Origin of the sequence: Lacrimispora struthionigena, from assembly GCF_048627165.1 — a bacterium.
Taxonomy (GTDB): Bacteria; Bacillota; Clostridia; order Lachnospirales; family Lachnospiraceae; genus Lacrimispora.
Genome location: NZ_JBMBWP010000001.1, coordinates 611415 through 630528, shown reverse-complemented (window position 1 = coordinate 630528; position 19114 = coordinate 611415). Strand labels below are relative to the sequence as shown.

General features: G+C 41.4%; 16 protein-coding genes. 6 read left to right on the top strand and 10 right to left on the bottom strand.

Annotated features, from left to right (window positions below):
- Positions 1 to 11: 11 nt before the first annotated feature.
- Genes ACOAOT_RS02935 through ACOAOT_RS02925 form a run of 3 tightly spaced genes read right to left on the bottom strand, consistent with a single transcriptional unit; the run spans position 12 to position 1745 of the window.
- Complete coding sequence (locus ACOAOT_RS02935) at positions 12 to 944, bottom strand: metal ABC transporter substrate-binding protein (RefSeq protein ID WP_420215603.1); 933 nt, start codon at positions 942 to 944, stop codon at positions 12 to 14.
- A gap of 56 nt (positions 945 to 1000) precedes the next feature.
- Positions 1001 to 1312 (bottom strand): AraC family transcriptional regulator, encoded by a 312-nt coding sequence (locus ACOAOT_RS02930; protein ID WP_420215602.1) that lies wholly within the window; start codon positions 1310 to 1312, stop codon positions 1001 to 1003.
- Between the two features lie 25 nt (positions 1313 to 1337).
- Positions 1338 to 1745, bottom strand: coding sequence for a Fur family transcriptional regulator (locus ACOAOT_RS02925; protein WP_420215601.1), 408 nt, complete (start codon positions 1743 to 1745; stop codon positions 1338 to 1340).
- Positions 1746 to 1954: 209 nt separating this feature from the next.
- Here ACOAOT_RS02925 and ACOAOT_RS02920 point away from each other — a divergent pair, with 209 nt between their 5' ends.
- Positions 1955 to 3763, top strand: a complete 1809-nt coding sequence (locus tag ACOAOT_RS02920) for an aminotransferase class I/II-fold pyridoxal phosphate-dependent enzyme (protein ID WP_420215600.1) — start codon at positions 1955 to 1957, stop codon at positions 3761 to 3763.
- Between the two features lie 18 nt (positions 3764 to 3781).
- A complete protein-coding gene (locus ACOAOT_RS02915) occupies positions 3782 to 4363 on the top strand; it encodes a class I SAM-dependent methyltransferase (protein WP_420215599.1) in 582 nt (193 codons plus the stop codon).
- Positions 4364 to 4432: 69 nt separating this feature from the next.
- On the opposite strand, the gene aspS is transcribed toward ACOAOT_RS02915, so the two are convergent.
- The 3 genes from aspS to ACOAOT_RS02900 all read right to left on the bottom strand — a co-directional run bounded on the left by aspS (position 4433) and on the right by ACOAOT_RS02900 (position 6553).
- On the bottom strand, positions 4433 to 5758 hold the full coding sequence (gene aspS, locus ACOAOT_RS02910; protein WP_420215598.1) for an aspartate--tRNA(Asn) ligase: 1326 nt from the start codon (positions 5756 to 5758) through the stop codon (positions 4433 to 4435).
- Positions 5755 to 5937, bottom strand: coding sequence for a hypothetical protein (locus tag ACOAOT_RS02905; RefSeq protein WP_420215597.1), 183 nt, complete (start codon positions 5935 to 5937; stop codon positions 5755 to 5757). The genes aspS and ACOAOT_RS02905 overlap by 4 nt, the downstream gene beginning before the upstream one ends.
- 163 nt (positions 5938 to 6100) lie before the next feature.
- Positions 6101 to 6553, bottom strand: coding sequence for an NUDIX hydrolase (locus ACOAOT_RS02900; RefSeq protein ID WP_420215596.1), 453 nt, complete (start codon positions 6551 to 6553; stop codon positions 6101 to 6103).
- 465 nt (positions 6554 to 7018) lie between these two features.
- Between ACOAOT_RS02900 and ACOAOT_RS02895 the strand changes: the two genes are divergently transcribed.
- Positions 7019 to 8203, top strand: a complete 1185-nt coding sequence (locus ACOAOT_RS02895) for a tyrosine-type recombinase/integrase (protein ID WP_420215595.1) — start codon at positions 7019 to 7021, stop codon at positions 8201 to 8203.
- Positions 8204 to 8380: 177 nt separating this feature from the next.
- Positions 8381 to 10132 (top strand): methyl-accepting chemotaxis protein, encoded by a 1752-nt coding sequence (locus tag ACOAOT_RS02890; RefSeq protein ID WP_420215594.1) that lies wholly within the window; start codon positions 8381 to 8383, stop codon positions 10130 to 10132.
- Between the two features lie 57 nt (positions 10133 to 10189).
- Here ACOAOT_RS02890 and abc-f read toward each other — a convergent pair whose 3' ends face one another.
- The 3 genes from abc-f to ACOAOT_RS02875 form a co-directional block, all read right to left on the bottom strand.
- On the bottom strand, positions 10190 to 12070 hold the full coding sequence (abc-f, locus tag ACOAOT_RS02885) for a ribosomal protection-like ABC-F family protein (RefSeq protein ID WP_420215593.1): 1881 nt from the start codon (positions 12068 to 12070) through the stop codon (positions 10190 to 10192).
- A gap of 70 nt (positions 12071 to 12140) precedes the next feature.
- Positions 12141 to 13442, bottom strand: a complete 1302-nt coding sequence (locus ACOAOT_RS02880) for a DUF1576 domain-containing protein (RefSeq protein WP_420215592.1) — start codon at positions 13440 to 13442, stop codon at positions 12141 to 12143.
- A 109-nt stretch (positions 13443 to 13551) separates the two neighbouring features.
- Entirely contained in the window at positions 13552 to 16155 is a 2604-nt protein-coding gene (locus tag ACOAOT_RS02875; RefSeq protein ID WP_420215591.1) for a cation-translocating P-type ATPase, read from the bottom strand.
- 654 nt (positions 16156 to 16809) lie between these two features.
- Here ACOAOT_RS02875 and ACOAOT_RS02870 point away from each other — a divergent pair.
- Both ACOAOT_RS02870 and ACOAOT_RS02865 read left to right on the top strand, forming a co-directional pair.
- Positions 16810 to 17448: a glycoside hydrolase family 11 protein gene (locus ACOAOT_RS02870; protein WP_420215590.1), complete on the top strand. Its 639-nt coding sequence runs from the start codon at positions 16810 to 16812 to the stop codon at positions 17446 to 17448.
- A 108-nt stretch (positions 17449 to 17556) separates the two neighbouring features.
- A complete protein-coding gene (locus ACOAOT_RS02865) occupies positions 17557 to 18390 on the top strand; it encodes a formylglycine-generating enzyme family protein (RefSeq protein ID WP_420215589.1) in 834 nt (277 codons plus the stop codon).
- A 27-nt stretch (positions 18391 to 18417) separates the two neighbouring features.
- Here ACOAOT_RS02865 and ACOAOT_RS02860 read toward each other — a convergent pair whose 3' ends face one another.
- On the bottom strand, positions 18418 to 19110 hold the full coding sequence (locus tag ACOAOT_RS02860) for an aspartate/glutamate racemase family protein (RefSeq protein WP_420215588.1): 693 nt from the start codon (positions 19108 to 19110) through the stop codon (positions 18418 to 18420).
- Positions 19111 to 19114 lie beyond the last annotated feature (4 nt).

Here is a 19114-nt window from a genome sequence, read left to right as displayed (position 1 = left end):
TCCTGTTCTTTTTATTCCAGCGCTTCTTTTAAAACAGTCAGATTCTTCTCCATAACAGAGAAATAATCATCACCATTTTTTAACTGCTCGTCAGTCAGTCCTTCTAAGGGATTTAACACCTCTGTTTTTGCGCCTGTTTCTTTTGCAATGGTCTCTGCCACTTTGGGGCTGACCAGATCTTCAAAGAATATGGTTTTCACCTTGTTTTCTTTTACAAAGTCTATGACTTCCGCCATTCTTGCCGGATCCGGCTCAGAATCCGGTGTCAGTCCCTCAATGCCCATCTGAGTCAGACCATAGGCATTGCAAAGATATCCAAATGCCTCATGGGCAACGACTACGGATTTATTGGGCAGCGGAGATAATGTATCTTTATATTTCTTGTCCAGCTCATCAAATTTGCTGGCATAGGTATCATAATTAGCCTGATAATATGCTTCATTACCCGGATCCGCCTTAACAAAGGCATCCTTAATATTTTCCATCTCTTTCTTTGCATTCACTGGGCTTAACCACACATGAGGATCGAACTCTCCGTGTTCATGTTCCTCACTTTTAGCCTCCTCATGTTCCTCCCCTTTCATTAAGGAGATTCCTGAAGATGCCTCTGTAACAGTCAGATTGTTATTTTTAAGACTCTTTAACACATCATCCACCCAGTGCTCAATTCCAGCTCCGCTGTATACAAATACATCTGCTTTTTCCAGACCAGTGATATCCTTTGTTGCCGGCTCCCAGTCATGAGGCTCTGTTCCTGCTGGAACCATATTTTTAACATCTACTTTATCGCCGCCGATTTTAACGGCAAAATCATACATGGGATAAAAACTGGCCATTACATTCAGCTTTCCGCTGTCATTTGCTTCTTTTTTCTGACCACACCCAGATAACAGCACTGCAGAAGCTGCCGCTGCTAACAAAATTACTTTTGTTGCTTTATTCATGAATAAAATCCTCCGATTTTTCTGTTTACTTCAAATTTCCGTATGGATCAACCGATTCAATTATTCATACGGATCTTTAAATCCACAAGAGAAACCGGACTGAGAAACAATCCTGCCAGATAAGGCAGCATGGAATATTTTATAATTGGTAAGGAAACAGCGGTTACTGCAGCTGTTCCAATCGCTTCAAAAATTACACTGAGTGCCGAAATACATACTTCTATCTCCTGACAGACTCTGCAATGTCTGCCTGTGCAGTCATGGGAAAGATGAGTGAATACAAATATCGACGAGCCCAGGAAAACTACGGTGAGAATCAAAGCTGTCATAAGGGCTGCCCATTGTCTGGGATTTAATCTGCCTTTCATAATAAATCCTTTCTTTTCTGTCAGCTTACTGCTGGCAGCTGCTGCAATAGCCGTAAAGCACCATGTGCTTTTGATCCAGCTTAAATCCATGGTCCTCATGGATATGATGGTAAAACTCATCCAGTCTGGAACATTCTAAAGGAATCATGGAGCCGCATTTTAAACAGACCAGCTTCCCCACATTCCTGTTTATTTCTTCCCCTATATATCGAAACTGAGCCTTGGATCCGTCCACAGAGGGGATCTTTACAACCACGCCATCCTCACATAAACGTTCCAGAGCCCGGTATACGGTAGTCTGTCCAACATGTATTCCGTCACTTTTAAGACGTTCCATAAACTCTTCTACGGTACAGAATATTCCTTTTTGTTTCTTTAAGCAGCTCACAATCATTTCCTGCTGCCTGGTCCGGTATCTTCCACGTTCTGCCATATTCATCCCCTATTTTCGAAATCAGAAATCATTTTCATATTATAGCACTCTCCCTTTAAATGTCAAGGCGAAATTGAAAACCGTTTCCTGTTTCCACTGATAAAATTTTTCTTTTTCCCTGTCTTCACTCTTGACAATTAATTTTTAAACTGCTATTATGTTCATAAATTTAGAAATATTTTACTTTTTGAACAATAAAGGAGGAGCCTATGCAAGCAATCATCCTGGCTGCCGGTATGGGACGGCGACTGAAACAATTAACCGAGCATCAGCCCAAGTGTATGGTACCTGTCAACAAAATTCCACTAATTGAACGTATGTTAAGGCAGCTTGACCAATATGATCTGGAAAAAATCATTCTTGTGACCGGTCACAAGGGGGAACTTCTGCGTTCCTTTGTGGAATCCCTTTCCCTCCGGACACCGGTAGTGTTTATTGACAATCCGGTTTACGAAACCACCAACAACATCTATTCCCTTTATCTGGCCAAAGATTGTCTCCTTGAAGATGACACCATTCTTCTGGAATCAGACTTAATATTTGAACAGGAGGTTTTAACCCAGATCATTAAAGACCCCCGCCCCAATCTGGCTCTGACCGCACCCTTTGAAAGCTGGATGGACGGCACCGTTGTACTGATTGACCAGCAGGACAATATCATGAAGTTCTTAACCAGAAAAGACTTCCGCTTTGAAGACATTCATTCCTACTATAAAACGGTCAATATATACAAATTCAGCCAGAACTTCTCCTCCACCCATTATGTCCCCTTCTTAGAGGCATACAGCAAGGCATTGGGAAATAACGCCTACTATGAGCAGGTACTGAAAGTCATTTCCCTTCTGGATGATCACGATTTAAAAGCTTCCCGTCTGGAAAATGGCTTCTGGTACGAAATTGATGACGAGCAGGACTTAGATATTGCAGAATCCATTTTCACAGACTCCCAAAGCAGACTGCTCCGCCTGTCTGAACGCTACGGGGGGTACTGGCGCTATCCGGGACTGTTGGATTTCTGCTATCTGGTAAATCCCTATTTTCCTAACAGCCGTCTTATGGGAGAGATCAAGGCCAGCTTTGAAATCCTTACTACCAGCTATCCTTCCGGACTCGATATTAACAACCTTCTCGCTGCTAAATCCCTGGGGCTTGATAAAAACCAGGTACTGACAGGAAATGGAGCCACAGAACTGATAAAACCGCTTCTTCGCAGCTTTGAAAAACCAGTGGGAGTTTTACGTCCTTCTTTTTCCGAATACGAAAACTGTGCTGCCTCTGTCATCCCTTATACCGTGTCCTCCAGAGATTTCTCCTATACAGCTGAGGACCTTATGGAGTTTTACAGCGATAAGGAACTATCCGCACTGGTTTTAGTAAATCCGGATAATCCCAGCGGAAACTACATAAAAAAAGAAGACGTTCAAAAACTGGCACATTTTTGCAAGGATCGAAACACTCTGCTGATTTTAGATGAATCCTTTCTGGATTTTTCTGATACAGAAGAGGAACCGTCCTTTATGACACCGGAGATCTTAAACGCCAATCAGAATCTGGTCCTGATAAAAAGTATTTCAAAATCTTATGGTGTACCAGGATTGCGGCTTGGAATCCTGACCTGTGCAGATCCGGATATCATTGCTCTTGTACGAAAGGAGCTCCCCATCTGGAATATTAATTCTCTTGCGGAATATTTTCTTCAGATATTTGAAAAGTATCAGGGGGATTACAGGGATGCCCTAAAACAATTTCAGGAGACAAGAGACGAAATGTACGGTTTACTGGGTTCCATAAGACAGCTGACCCTGTATCCGTCCCAGGCCAACTTTATACTCTGCGAGGTAAAGGACGGCTGCTCTGCTCATCAGATCGCCGAGCTGCTGCTAAACCGTTACAACATTCTTGTAAAGGATCTCTCCCACAAACCAGGTATGGAAGGAAGAGAATGTATCCGGATCGCAGTCAGAACCAAAGAAGATAACAAGCGCCTATGTGACGCACTAAAACATATATTACGATAATATCAGGAGGTAATTAAAATGAACGCACAGGAAACAGCAAACGAAACATGGAAGCAGATCTGGGTAAGAAAAGGAAAAGCAGAGGGAAATGATTTACTCGCCTTTGACGGCTATGAAGCAACTCAGGTAGATATGGAGGAAGTGGCCCGTCAGATTACGAAACGTCTGGATATACAAAAAAATGATAAGGTTTTAGAAGTTGGCTGCGGCGCAGGTGCCCTTGCCCAATACCTGGACTGCGATTACACAGGAATGGATTATTCCCATACACTGGTTAAAAAACACATTGAGATACTGCACAATTCCGTCCTCACCGGAGAAGCTGCCGATTTACCCTTTAAAGATCGTTACTTTGATAAGGTGATCTGTTATGGTGTCTATCTCTATTTTGACAACAAGGAATATGCAAAAAAAGCCACAAGTGAGCTGTTAAGAGTTGCGAAAAAAAGTGTGCTCATTGGCGAACTTCCCATTCGTTCTCACCGCGAGGAACATCTACTGTTTACAAAGGATGAATTTGAAGGCTGGGAAATCAGCGACGGCTTTTATGATCCTTATAGAAATGACCGCTTTAATGCCATTTACCGCTATACCCTATAATTATAGAAGAAACAGTTTCATAAGCCCGCCTGATATGGCGCAGCTTATGAAACTGTAATAAAAAAATTCTTATGGTGTTACTCTGTTTAAATCTCTTGGAAAAAGAGAAGACAGACGTACATTATCCTGATCCAGTAACCTGCTGGTAAAACGTTCCAGCCCAAGTCCCAGGCCTCCATGAGGCGGCATGCCATATTTATGCATCATCAGATAGCTTTCAAATGATTCTGTATTCATTTCCCGCTTCTTCATTTTACTTAACTGCTGCTCATAGTTATGAATTCTCTGTCCGCCTGTGGTAATTTCAAGTCCTTTAAACAGTAAGTCAAAGCTTTCAGTTTCTTCTACATTTTCTATGCTGTCCATGGCGTAAAATGGTCTTTTCCTGCTTGGATAGTGAGTGACAAATACAAAATCGCTCCCTGTTACTTCTTTTATTATCTGGGAAAGTAATTTTTCCTCTTCCGGTTCAAAATCATCAAAATCCAGGATTGGTCTGTTAAATTTTTCGGAAATCAGTTCTTTTGCCTCCATAAATTTGATTGATGGAATTTCCTTAATATAAGGCAGCTTTACATTTAATGTCCGCCGTTCTTCTTCATAATCAGATTCCAGCACCTCTATCACATGACGAAGCATAGCCGTTTCCATTTCCATGATGTCTTCAAAATTTTTAATATATCCCATCTCAAAATCCACACTTGTGTATTCATTGAGATGTCTTGAGGTATCATGCTTTTCAGCCCGGAATACCGGAGCGATTTCAAATACCCGTTCATAAACTCCCACCATCATCTGCTTATAAAACTGAGGACTTTGGGCAAGATATGCCTCCTTGCCAAAATAATCGAAGCGGAAGATATTCGCTCCTCCCTCTGCACCTGCATGAACAATTTTGGGTGAGTGGATTTCTGTAAAATTCTCCTTTTTTAAAAACTCACGGATTCCCAGTGTAATTCCCTCCTGTAATAAAAATATGGCACGTTCTTTTTCATTACGCAGAGTAGCCGGTCTGAAATTAAGAAGATTTTCAAGGGAAGTGTCCACTCGTTTGTTATTAATCACAATGGGACTCTGCTGATCCGGTTTCGACAAGATCTCCACCTGAAGCAGCTGAAGCTCAAAACCTGCTTTCGATCTTTCTTCCGGAATTACCTGAGCGGTTGCAATCACGCAGCTCTCTTCTGTCAATTCATCCAGTTCAAACAAAGAAAATTCATTGCTGTAGATACATTGTACCACATTTCTTTTGGTTCTTAACAGGATAAATGCGAACCCGCTCATTTTTCTTATTTTATAGATACTTCCGTGTATTTTTATCTTTTTATTCAGATGATATGCCAGATCCCCGGCCTCAACTGTTCCTTTTTCAATCATTCCAACAATATTCTTCAATATTTTTTCCTCCAGGATTCATAGAATGCAGCTTCAAACCATCCCATTCCATCCATAAGGACATCATCCATATGTCCCACACGATCACCACCTTTCATGATTGCCCGTATGGGTAAAAAAATAGAACCACACGGATCAGTACTATCCACCAATGCGGTTCCGAATTGTATTCTTTCCACATAGGCACAGCAACGAAAGCGCCTGTACCTATGATGATTCAAAGATACAAGCGCTATCAATCGTCGTCCCTATTCAACATGGAAAATTGTTGATTACGATTCATCATAGCCACCTCTGCAGTTATATTAATAGGTATCAGATTATCACAGATCGTAACACATGTCAAATGCACTGTTCTAAAAATCCCAACTCCAAGGCTTTTTCCATCAGTAATGGCTGAATGTATGAATAGGTCCAATTCTCTGGCATCTGCTTTGTAATAATTACTTCTGCAATTTCATGATGGAGCTCCTCTTCAAAGGAATATATTTCAGCAAAGTAAAGCATACCAAGACTTTCTTCCCTTAAACACTCACCATCTCTTGTCTCACCGCATACAGAATATACACATAATGGAGTAATATCAAATTCCACTGCACCCGTTTCTTCCCAAAGTTCCCTCCTGGCAGTATCTACGATATTCTCAGACTCTTCCCTGTGTCCACCCGGCACTTCATAAGTATCTCTGTCTTTATGTCTGCAAAAAACCCATTTCCCCTGATTTCTGGAAATAATTACGGCAAACTTCAGCTTCTCATCCTCTGCCTCATCATAAAATTTAACCTGCGTCACCATGATTTTCAATATCCTCCCCATATTCCTTCTATTGATTGGATCATACCATGAAATAAATGATTGCAAAAGTAAAAAAATGGTAAAATTTAGATATAGCAAATTTTCAAAAAATCGTTATAATGATATCTGATTATATGATTTGTTCCCATGTAAGTCAGTCTTTGTATACTGATAATGAATATCAATTGAGTATACTAAAACCTATTTTTTACATGTGTTAATTTTGTAAATATATTACTATTTTTAATTAAAAAGGCGCAGTTTAACCAAAACCACGCCACCATTTTCAGACTAATTTCGACACGATCCATTATATAATACGACATTATTGTTTGTCAATACAAACAAAAGCAACATTAAAAATTGAATTTACAGAATCATTAACAAAAAAATTATAGCATTTTTAGTTGAATAAGAACTATTCGCCGTCAAAAAACTCGTCACCCGAAAAGGAGTAATATCAATATGCCTCGCAGAGGAGAAAACATTTATAAACGCAAAGATGGTCGTTGGGAAGGCCGCCAATTAAAGATGGATGGAAAATATCAATATTTTTATGGAAAAAGCTACCGTGAAGTAAAAGATAGTATGAAATCTTATCAGGAGAATGGAAATAAAATTAAAAAAGAGGTGAAAACTCTGGCTAGTGCATCATCACTTTTTGAGTTATGGTTGGACAGCGATCTTTTGAAAAGAGTAAAACCTTCTACTTACGAAAGCTATTACCATTGTGTAACAAAATATATTATTCCTTTTTATACAAGCTGTAATTATTATCAATTTACAGAAGATACAGTTTCAGAATTTGTAAAATTTATGAATGATGATAATTCTATCTCCCAATCTTATAAAAGAAAGATACTGGCAGTCTATAAAACTGCTCTCAGAGAAATATTGAAAAATAATCCTGATTCAATCAAATTATTGAATTACATAAAATTTCCGAAGCCAGAACAAAACGAAGTACAGGTATTTACAATGAAAGAGCAGTGTCTCATCGAAAAAGCTGTTTTAAGCTGTCCAGATAAACGAACATTGGGGATTATCCTGTGTTTTTATTCAGGAATACGTCTGGGGGAACTTTGTGCTTTAAAATGGTGCGATTTCGATTTTGAAAATGAAACCCTGTTTATCAATCGTACGGTTAGCCGGACAAAGAATTTTTCAGATGACGATAATAAAACTTTGCTTTTAATTGGTACCCCAAAAAGCAGAACTTCTTCAAGGAAGATTCCTCTGCCATCATTTCTCATTACTTTATTTAAAGAATATTATCAACGTTCAGGCAAAGAAACATGCTATTTTATGACTGGCAGCGAAATCCCTATTGATCCAAGGGCATTCCAGAAGCTCTATAAAAAAATACTAATAAAAGCAGGTGTGCCAGACCGAAAATTTCATGCCATACGCCATACCTTTGCTACCCGTGCCCTGGAACTCAATGTTGATATTAAAACAATCAGTGATATTTTAGGGCATTCCAATGTTTCCATTACCATGAACATTTATGCTCATTCTTTAATGGAACAGAAAAAAATAGCAATTGACCGATTTAACAATATGCATTTAGCCAGCATGGAAACCGGACAATACGCCGTCATAAACTCCGTCAACGAGAACAAACTTTCCAGTAAAAATGCGGATTTCTAATGAATATGACACAGTTTTGGTTAAACTGCGAAACTTTGTGTCCACAATTTGGATCTATGAATGTATGGGGGGGAAAGACCACATTTTATATTCATAATACATCTGTAAGAATTCATTGGGAGCATACCAGATCAGATCAAACCTTTACTCAAAAGATAAACTCAGGAGGAATTCAGTATGAAGAAATTCAAAGATTTCAGCATTACAAGAAAGCTTCTCACAGCCTTTATCAGTATGATAGGGATCATACTATTTGTGGGAATTGTCGGTATTTTCGGCATGATTCGTATCAATACTATGGATACATATTTATATGAACATCAGACAGCACCATTAAAAGAGCTGATCAATGCCTCAACCAGCTTAAACCAGATACGCGCTGACTCCCGTGGAATGATTGTCTATGCCGGTGATGCAAAAGAATTAGAAACGCTGGAACAAAATTATAATACTCACAAGGAAACGTTTCTAAAAAGCTTTGAAATTTATCAGAATAGTATAACAAATCCGAATACACGTGTTATTGCAGAAGAGTTAAAGAAGCTGTTTACGGACACTTATTCACCAGCCATTGATAAGTCAATCGCCGAGGCAAAAAAAGGTAACAGCAAAGAATCCCTGGCTATCTTAACCGAACAGGAAGATGAAATTGCTAAAATATTTGAAGATTTTAATCAGCTGGTTGAAAATCGTATGGGATCTGCCCAGGATACCAGTCAGAATAACGACAGGACTGCAAGCGCCCTGACTCTCGCTCTTATTGTTATTGTAGCGGCAGGAGCTGGTGCAGCTCTATACTTAAGCTTTAGAATCTCTGCAATGATCAGCAAACCGATCACTCAGGTAGTTGAGGCTGCTAAAAAGATCGCTTTGGGACATGTTGATGTAGATTTAAATGAAATTGATTCCAAGGATGAGACCGGGCAGCTTGCAAGTGCCTTTACTGAAATGATTCATGGAATCCGCAAGCAGGTATTAGTTGCCGAAGAAATCAGCAATGGTGATTTTACGCAGGAAGTTCCTCTTCGTTCCGATGAAGATATTCTGGGCCTTGCTCTTCGTAAGATTGAAAACGATTTAAATAAAACACTACTTCTCATCAGTACCGCTGCAGAGCAGGTCAATACTGGCGCAGAGCAGGTATCTTCCGCTGCACAGGCACTTGCCTCCGGATCCACCGAGCAGGCAGCAACTGTAGAAGAATTGAATGCTTCCATTGCCACCGTGGCAAGACAGGCAGACCAGAACGCAACCAATGTCCGCCTTGCAGCCGGCTATGTACATCAGACCGGTACCGGTGTTCAGGAAAGCAACAGTCACATGCAGAATTTAAATGGTGCCATGGAAAAGATCAGCACCGCTTCCGAGAAAATATCTAATATTACAAAGGTAATTGAAGATATTGCATTCCAGACAAACATTCTCGCTTTAAACGCTGCCATTGAAGCAGCCCGTGCTGGAAATGCTGGAAAAGGCTTTGCTGTGGTAGCCGATGAAGTACGCAATCTTGCCACTAAATCCGCAGAAGCTGCTCAGGAAACCGCCACTCTCATCATGCATTCAGTAGAAGCTGTGTCAGAAGGCGGACATATGGCAAGTGAGGCTGCAAGAATTCTGAAAGAGGTTTCTGAAAAATCCAAGCTGGTAGAACAGGCAATTCAGGAAATCGAAAACGCCTCTGCTCAGCAGGTGATCGCAATTGAAGAGATTAATCAGGGTCTTTCCCAGGTATCCTCCGTTGTCCAGACCAACGCAGCAACTGCAGAAGAAAGCTCTGCATCCAGTGAAGAGCTGGCAGCTCAATCTGTAACACTTCAGCAGGAGGTCAGCAAATTCAGATTAAAAGGTGGCCAGACATTCTCCTCCTATGAATATAAAGAGACATCATACCCAACTGCCAGAAGCATGGACAGTTTCGATAAATATTAATCGTACATATCCAAAGGAGCAGACCAGGATTCCATAGTGATTCCTGACCTGCTCCTTTTAAATTTCCACATCCAATGCTTCTTCAAACCACTCCAGACAAAGTGATGTCCAGGTCTCCCATGCCTCACTCTTCCGTTCCAGTAAGCCCTGGTACAATGCAGCCTCACTCCACTCATCACCTGTCCAGAAATCCGGTGACTCCTGCCAGTCATTGATCAGTTTTTCACAGGCACTGTCTAATTCTTTTACCTTATCTTCTGCCTGTAAAAGCCGCTCTGTCACAAGTCTCATTTTCCAGTCTGAATAAGCCTCCTCACTGGATATTTCCTTCAGCCGGTGCCTTTCCGCTTTTGGAACTGCTCTGATTCCAGCAATCAGAGCCTGCTCCTCCGCTTTAATCTGGGCTGCGATGCCGCCCCCTTTTGCTTTCCTTGTGCGTTCCAGATAATGACCGTAAGAAAATGGATAATAAAAAACCGACTGATCCTCAAAGATCAGCATGGACTCCGCCACCCTGTCCAAAAAATAGCGGTCATGGGATACAAACAAAATGGTTCCGGTATAAGCCTGAAATGCAGATTCTAAGGTTTCCTTCGCCTTGATATCCATATGATTGGTTGGTTCATCCAGTATAAGGAAATTCGGTCTGCTCTGTAAAAGCTCCGCCAGAACAAGCCTGGCTTTTTCACCTCCCGAAAGAACATCCACACGTTTTCCAGCTTCTTTTCCCCCGAATAAATAAGCTCCAAGAATACTTCTTACTTCTTTCTCAGTCATTACAGGAAATAAGTCATGAAAATGTTCTGCTACGGTTTTATCCGATTGGATTTCGGAAGACAGCTGGTCAAAATAGCCGATGGTAATCTGATTTCCCAGGGAATAATCTCCGGACAAACCAGGGATCAGACCAGCGGCAGTTTTTAAAAGAGTACTTTTTCCTGCCCCGTTTGGTCCAAGAATACCAATCTTTTGTCCTCTCCGAATGCGAAATGTAAGTTCTGCAAGAGGTTTCTCATAACCGATTTTTAAATGTTCTGATTCAAATACCCACTTGCTACCTAGAATAGCCGGGGATAGGGGTTCTACAAAAAGAGAGACCTCATCCTCCTCCGGCTTTTCTACCGGTACCAGCCGCTCCGCCGCTTTTCGTTTCGCCCGGGCAAATGCAGCTTTATTGGGTTTGTGTTTAAAACGCTCCACCAGGTCATTTAGCCGTTTCTTCTCTTCCTGCTGCCGCTCATAAGCCTTTGTCTGCAGCCGGATTCTCTTTTTCTTTTCTTCCCTGTACTGGGTGTAGCTGCCTGCATAACGGGTGAGCGTTCTGCCTGACAGTTCATAGATCACAGAAACCGTCTGATCCAGAAAGAAGCGGTCATGGGATACCATAACCACTGCTTTTCCGTAACCATTTAGATATTCTTCCAGCCACTGTATGGTCTGAATATCCAGATGATTAGTAGGCTCGTCCAGTAATAGAATATCGGGTTTTAAAAGAAGATGCCTGATCAGAGCAATTTTAGTCTGTTCTCCTCCCGAAAATTCTGACAGTTTTTTCTTTTTATCTGATTTTTGAAATCCGAATCCAGTAAACAGGATATCGTACTCCCGCTCGTATTCATATCGTTCCTGTGAATACTCATTGGAAAAAGAGCAGGAAGAGAATATCTCTTCCTCCACCGTCCGATCCTTCTCTGTAAATGCCTGCTGCTTTAAATATCCAATGGTTAATTTTCTTGCTGTTGTAATACCGCAGTTCTGACGCTTATCATCCCGGTCCAGCTCCAGTTCTCCTGCAATCAGCTTTAAAAGAGTGGTTTTCCCAGCTCCATTGCTACCAACTACTGCTATTTTTTCACTGCCGCGTATTTCAAAATTTATATGAGACAGAATGACATTTCCGCCTGCCGAAACCGTTCCTTCTGTAATCTGGTACAGCATATTAAAATTCCTCAATTTATCTTTTTGTCTTATTCTATCACATAACCAAAATTATACAAGCACCCAGCCATTAAAGAGAGACATGGGTTTTCGCATGGGCCTTTCTATCCCGGATGGATCTTAGTACAGGTACCAGGAAGGTAGCGATCAGACCTCCTGCAAAGCCATTGTTGTAAAGATTCATCCCACCGTAAACAATCCCTACATTAAGAGCCGCTGAAGAGTGTAAAAATCCGGCAAGAATTCCAGCTCCCACTCCGAATTCACCGGCGATGGGTGCAAGTGTGGTAGAAAGAAGAAGGGCAAGCTGGGCGCTTGGATCTGTAATGCTCCATTTTTTCGTATATCCACCGATAATCACACCGATCATGATTGGAAGGATATTACGGGTGTGCTTCCCGGTTGCACTGAATCCTACGATGGTAAAAATCCCTCCTATGGTGGGACCGTTTAAATCACCCCCTACCGAAATGATGAGAAGTGTGGATACTATTCCGTTAATTCCCATATTAAGAAGCGTAGGCGCAAACCCTTCGGTTTTAACATAATCGGTGCCGCTAATCCCATAAGATTTTAAGATTTCCAAATATCTTTTCCATACCTGGTCGGATAACAGGAATGAAAATAGTATCATTCCGAAAAATAAAAAAATCAAAAGTCTGGTAAACAATAAATTCTGCCCAGTCGACCAGATCAGACGTTCCTCTATCCTGATTCCAAAGGATTTCATCAGAGAAACAATAATCGTGGCAAGGATCCCGCAGGCAAACCCCACATTATAAAGGGAGTAGCCCAAATGGGCATAATGAGTATGGGTAGAAAGAGGCGGAAGCACAAATCCAATGCTCATACCCACAAGAATACTTAAAACCAGCCTGACAACCAGGGGCAGATTACCGATCTGCATAATCTGGGTGATAACCGGAGACAAACAGGTTCCGTAAAACCCTACATAGATATAACGTGTTATGGAAGTTTTATGATAATAAGAATATAAACAGATTCCCATCATAATGGCCCAGATGTTTAAGATATTTTTCCCAAACAGCGAAAAGCCAAACATGAGGAAGCTTGAGGTAATGGTATGACCGCTCATATCCATCCCCAGAAAATATACGATTGCAATGCTTAATAACGTTAATACACCTGCATTAATAAACGCAGCTCCAATGCCACCAATGGCAATGTAATCCGTAATCAGGAAATCCGGCTCCTGTACGATTGTGATGATTCCCCTACAGATTTCATCAAACGGCTGCAGGCATAATCCTGCAACAATAAAATAAATCGGCACCAGGGCAAGAATCTGGAATTTGGTCCGTCTGGATAACGGGCCGTAATTTCTGAATCTCAATGAAGGTTGTCCTGTCATGTCGTTTTGTTTCCCTCTCCTATGTTAAGTTTTCGTTACGAAATCATTTTATCATTTATAAAAAAGAGGTTCAACTCTTTTTTTGAGCCAGAACCTCTTTTTTTCTTCATTATTTTACAATTTCTCTCATCACTTTTGTCAACTGGATCATCACAGTAGGGATGATGGCAAGCCCGTAAACAATACCAACCTGTAATCCACTTAACGGCGATACAGAAAACAGTTTTCCCATGACAGGAACAAACAGTACTACACTCAGTAAAGCAAATCCCAGAACAAAGGCTGCCAGACTGTACCAGTTGCCTTTAAATCCCAGCCGGAAGATGGAATGGCTGCTTCTGCAGTTAAATCCATGGAAAAGCCGTGCCAGAGTCAGTGTAGCAAATGCCATGGTACTGGCAACCGCTGCACCTGACTGTCTTAATCCCAATTGAAACGCGATCATGGTACAGACGGATATGAGCGCTCCCTGGAGCATAACCTTTGTCATAAAATCTTTTGTCAGTATGCTCTCTTTAGGGTCTCTTGGCTTTTGGCTCAGCAGACCGTGCTCAGCCGGCTCCATACCGATTGCAATGGCGGGAAGTGAATCCGTTAACAGGTTAATGAATAATAAATGTACAGGAGCGAATGGGATGGGTAAACCCATAATGGAGGTATAAAGGACTGAGAAAATACCAGCCATATTGCCTGACAACAAAAACTGAATGGCATTCTTAATATTCCGGTATACGTTTCTTCCATTCGCCACAGCTTTTATGATAGTAGCAAAATTATCATCTGATAATATCATGGAAGCGGCATCCTTTGATACTTCCGTACCTGTAATTCCCATGGCAACTCCAATATCTGCCTTCTTAAGTGCTGGAGCATCATTTACCCCGTCACCCGTCATGGAAACGATATTGCCTCTTCGCTGCCATGCATCCACGATCCGGATCTTATTCTCTGGGGAAACCCTTGCGAATACGGAGATGTTTACAATTTTTTCATCCAGCTCCTCATCTGTCATTCCATCCAGTTCCGCACCAGTTACTGCCAGATCTCCCTCTTCATAAATGCCGATCTGTCTGGCAATGGCTGTTGCCGTTATTTTATGATCTCCGGTGATCATGACCGGTCGTATTCCTGCATTTTTAGCATCTGCTACTGCAGCTTTTGATTCTTCTCTGGGCGGGTCCACCATGGAAACAAGACCCAGGAATATAAAGTTGTTTTCAGAGTGGAGGGAAAGTACGTGGGATTCTTCCACTTCTTTGTAACCGAAAGCCAAAACCCGAAGTCCATTTTCAGAAAACAATTGATTCTGTTTTAAAATAGCTTCTTTGTCTGCTTCCGTCAAATCTCTGATTCCCTGAGAAGTACGGATGCTTACTGTCCGGTCTAACAGTACATCAACCGCTCCTTTTGTCAAAATAGTAGGAACGCCGTGGAGCTTGTATTTGGTACTCATCAGCTTACGGTCTGAATCAAAGGGAAGCTCTTCCAGCCTGTGCATGAGATCCCGGATGGTATTGTGGCTGACGGATATTTTACCTGCCATCTCAAGGAGGGCATATTCGGTAGGATCTCCAATTCCTTTGCCGTCAGCAATGGTGGAATCGTTTGTCAGCACTGCATCATAAAGCAGATAACGGTGAAGCTGATTGGTTAATTCCAGTTCCTCTGGTTTAAATATCTGATCATCTAAGTAAATTTCCTGGACAGTCATCTTATTCTGAGTCAGTGTTCCGGTTTTATCAGAACAGATTACAGAAACACAGCCAAGACTTTCCACTGCTTTGAGTTCCTTAATAATCGCATTTTCTTTTGCCATTCGCTGAGTTCCCATGGCCTGAACTATGGTAACAATGGAGCTTAACGCTTCCGGAATCGCTGCAACTGCCAGGGCAACCGCAAACATCATGGAATCAAGAAGAGGCATTTTGCGGTAAAGACTTAATAAGAACACGGCAGCACAGATGACCATAATAACCATGGCAAGGCGGCTGGAAAACTGATCCAGACTGATTTGAAGAGGAGTCTTCTTTTCCTTCGTCGCATTCATCAGACTGGCGATCTTACCGATTTCTGTATTCATACCCGTATCGGTTACAACAACTACCGCTCTGCCGTAGGTTACCAGACTTCCTGAATACACCATATTAGTTCTGTCTGCCAAAGGAACGGAAAGCTCCAATGCCCCGTCTTCTTTATCCACATTGGTGGACTCCCCTGTCAGGGAGCTTTCATTTACCTGGAGAGAATAATTATTTAATATCCTTCCGTCTGCCACCACCATATCACCGGCTTCCAGCATCAGGATATCTCCAGGCACAACTTCTCTGGAAGCAACTTCTGTTTTCTTACCGTCTCTCATGACCCTTGCATTGGGTGAGGATAAGGATTTTAAGCTGGCAAGGGATTTCTGCGCCTTTTCATGCTGGACCGTACCTAAAACAGCATTTAGAATGATAACTGCCATAATTACAATGGTACTTTCCACATTTCCTGACAACATGGAAATAACAGCCGCCGCAATTAATATTACTACCAGCAAATCCTTAAACTGTTCCACAAATACTTCAATGGTACTTTTTTTCTTTCCTTCCTCCAGGACATTCTCACCTTTTTCCTGAAGGAGAGCGGACGCTTTCCCGGAACTCAATCCTTCCTTTTGTGTGTGAAGCTCCTTTAATATCTCATTTTCGCTTTTCTGATACCACTCGTTCAAACTAATCCTCCATTCTGACACCCTTAAGTGCCCCGCATCAAAAATGTGTAACTTCTGTCTGATTATCTCTGGTGTAAAAGAGTAAAAAAAAGACTTCTAATGAGCCCTCTGAAAAATTCAGAACAAGCACATTAAAAGTCTGGTAACCATAATCTGGTACGCACCGCCAGACTGTATTCTTACAGCCAGGATGTTGACGGTACATTTAAACTACTCCCTTTTAACCAATCATTCAATTATAATCAAATACCAAAAGCTTCATGAGTAATGATTATACCCGGGTATGTTTGGTCTGTCAAGTGATTTCATTTTAATATATAGGTATAAGAAATTTTAATTGTCTCTTATACACAAAATCATGTCTAAATATATTAGTTAAATTAACCAAACATTTTATTTTTTATATATTTAAATTTACATTCTGATATTTATCTGATATCATACTTAATATAAAATTATTTTCTATAATATCACACCATTTAAACTAATCTTTTTACATGAATTCACTTACAAGGTTGATTCTCAACCAAAGATAAAATCCACAAAGCAAGGTACTTAAGAAACCGTTTAAAAAAGGAAGGAGGTCTCTGTTAATATTTATATACGTATGTAGGTAAGTGTATCAATCTGTATATGAAACAGGAGGGGTTTTATATGAATGAATTAAGCAAGAAGGTCTTATCGTTAATTACCACTGCAGCCATTTGTTTTTCCGGAATATTTTCTCTTACATCGTTTGCCGCTACGGACTACTGGCAGGATTATACCGACGGAGGCGGAACCGTTAATATGGTAAATGGTTCCGGAGGAAATTTCAGTGTTAACTGGACAAACTGCGGAAACTTCGTGGTTGGAAAAGGATGGGGTGCCGGAACTCCCAACAGAGTTGTCAACTACAATGCCGGTTCATTTTCACCATCAGGCAACAGTTATTTAACGTTTTATGGTTGGACAAGGAATTCCCTGATTGAATATTATGTAGTTGACAGCTGGGGATCCTACAGACCTACCGGAACTTATAAGGGAACCGTAAACAGTGATGGAGCCAATTACGACATCTATACGACCATGCGTTATAACGCTCCTTCCATCGATGGTTATCAGACATTTCCACAGTACTGGAGTGTAAGACAGTCCAAAAGACCTACTGGCGGCAATGCTCAGATCAACTTCGGAAATCACGTAAATGCATGGAGAAGCAAGGGCATGAACTTAGGTAATTCCTGGTCCTATCAGGCCTTTTGTGTAGAAGGATACCAAAGCAGTGGTTATGCAAATGTAACCGTCTGGTAATCCTGTCTGCATCTTTAATAGCCGTTTATTAATAATATATACTTACCTACATACTATGCAAATATTATAGAACCAGATCGGAAAAAAGACTTAGAAAGGGACTTGTCTATGAGAAAAAAGCTGGTCTTACTTTTGATGGCTGTCGCTGTTTTTTCCTGGGGATGCTCCAAAAAGGAACCGGAACAACTTGTACTTGTGGAAGGCGGGACTGCCATTGCAGTCTCAACCGGAACTGCCCAGGAAGCGCCCGCAATTGAGGACTTTTACATAGGGAAATACGAGGTAACCCAAGAGGAATGGACAAAGGTTATGAGAAGTAATCCTTCTGCTTTTAAAGGCCATAATCTGCCTGTTGATTCGGTGAGCTGGTATGACAGTATTGAATATTGCAACAGGAGAAGTGAAAAGGAAGGTCTGATTCCCTATTACAAGATTGAAAAACAAAATCCGGATCCGAAAAACATCTGCGATCATGATGATATCAGATGGACTGTTACAACAGTGGAAGGAGCCAATGGATACCGGCTTCCAACCGAAGCGGAATGGACTTATGCTGCAGGCGGGGGATCAAAAAGTCAGGAATTTATATATAGCGGAAGTTCTGATGAGGAAGAGACCGTATGGTACTGGAGAAATGCGGGAAAAGAGTATTTAAAGGGAGACTGGTACTGGCCTGATATCGAAGCCAATAAAAATCAGACACACCCTGTCGGAAGTAAAAAAGCCAATGAACTGGGGATCTTTGATATGTCCGGGAATGTCCGGGAATGGTGTTTTGACTGGTATCAGGATAATACTATTCCAAATGGATTTTACCGGGTATGGAAAGGAGGCGGCTGGGTGGGCGATGTGACCAGCTGCAGGATATCCTACCGGGGTAAGTTCGAACCAAACGGCAAAGGGGCTGATATGGGCCTTCGTGTATGCAGGGACAGAGGGTAATTCTGTCCCTGTTTTTTATTCCGGCTGCTATTCTTCTAATGACAGCTTTGCCGCTTTTACGGCATGAATTCTGGTTGTATCAAATACAGGCAGATCCGTATCCTCCTGCTTAATTAAAAGCCCTATTTCCGTGCAGCCCAGTATCACACCCTGTGCTCCCCGTTTTTTTAATGCCCCAATAATCTGAAGATACCGTTCCTTTGATGTTTCCAAAATGGAGCCAAGACATAATTCATCATAAATAATGCTGTTTACCACTTCAATCTCCTGTTCATCGGGAATCAGTACAGTAATGCCTGCATTTTCCAGCTTTTCTTTATAAAAATCCTGTGTCATGGTATATTTCGTCCCCAGCAATGCCACTGTGGCGATGTGATTCTGCTTCAATTCTTCCGCTGTCACTTCTGCAATATGTACAATGGGAATGTGAATTCTCTTTTGAATCTGAGGTGCTACTTTATGCATGGTATTGGTTGCAATTACAAGGAAATCAGCTCCTGCTTTTTCAAGAGACTCCGCAGCCGAAGCTAATATATCCCCGCTCTTCTCCCAGTCGCCTTCCGCCTGACAACGCTCAATTTCTGAAAAATCCACACTGTATAATAGAATCTTTGCTGAATGAAGGCCTCCCAGTTCCCGCTTTACCGTTTCATTCATGATCTGGTAATAGGTAACTGTACTTTCCCAACTCATACCTCCTATGATTCCAATTGTTTTCATAATC

Excerpts from the sequence above, each read along its gene's own strand:
- ACOAOT_RS02935 (WP_420215603.1), bottom strand. The coding sequence starts at position 944 with ATGAATAAAGCAACAAAAGTAATTTTGTTAGCAGCGGCAGCTTCTGCA.
- ACOAOT_RS02930 (WP_420215602.1), bottom strand. The coding sequence starts at position 1,312 with ATGAAAGGCAGATTAAATCCCAGACAATGGGCAGCCCTTATGACAGCT.
- ACOAOT_RS02925 (WP_420215601.1), bottom strand. The coding sequence starts at position 1,745 with ATGGCAGAACGTGGAAGATACCGGACCAGGCAGCAGGAAATGATTGTG.
- ACOAOT_RS02920 (WP_420215600.1), top strand. The coding sequence starts at position 1,955 with ATGCAAGCAATCATCCTGGCTGCCGGTATGGGACGGCGACTGAAACAA.
- ACOAOT_RS02915 (WP_420215599.1), top strand. The coding sequence starts at position 3,782 with ATGAACGCACAGGAAACAGCAAACGAAACATGGAAGCAGATCTGGGTA.
- ACOAOT_RS02900 (WP_420215596.1), bottom strand. The coding sequence starts at position 6,553 with ATGGTGACGCAGGTTAAATTTTATGATGAGGCAGAGGATGAGAAGCTG.
- ACOAOT_RS02895 (WP_420215595.1), top strand. The coding sequence starts at position 7,019 with ATGCCTCGCAGAGGAGAAAACATTTATAAACGCAAAGATGGTCGTTGG.
- ACOAOT_RS02890 (WP_420215594.1), top strand. The coding sequence starts at position 8,381 with ATGAAGAAATTCAAAGATTTCAGCATTACAAGAAAGCTTCTCACAGCC.
- abc-f (WP_420215593.1), bottom strand. The coding sequence starts at position 12,070 with ATGCTGTACCAGATTACAGAAGGAACGGTTTCGGCAGGCGGAAATGTC.
- ACOAOT_RS02880 (WP_420215592.1), bottom strand. The coding sequence starts at position 13,442 with ATGACAGGACAACCTTCATTGAGATTCAGAAATTACGGCCCGTTATCC.
- ACOAOT_RS02870 (WP_420215590.1), top strand. The coding sequence starts at position 16,810 with ATGAATGAATTAAGCAAGAAGGTCTTATCGTTAATTACCACTGCAGCC.
- ACOAOT_RS02865 (WP_420215589.1), top strand. The coding sequence starts at position 17,557 with ATGAGAAAAAAGCTGGTCTTACTTTTGATGGCTGTCGCTGTTTTTTCC.
- ACOAOT_RS02860 (WP_420215588.1), bottom strand. The coding sequence starts at position 19,110 with ATGAAAACAATTGGAATCATAGGAGGTATGAGTTGGGAAAGTACAGTT.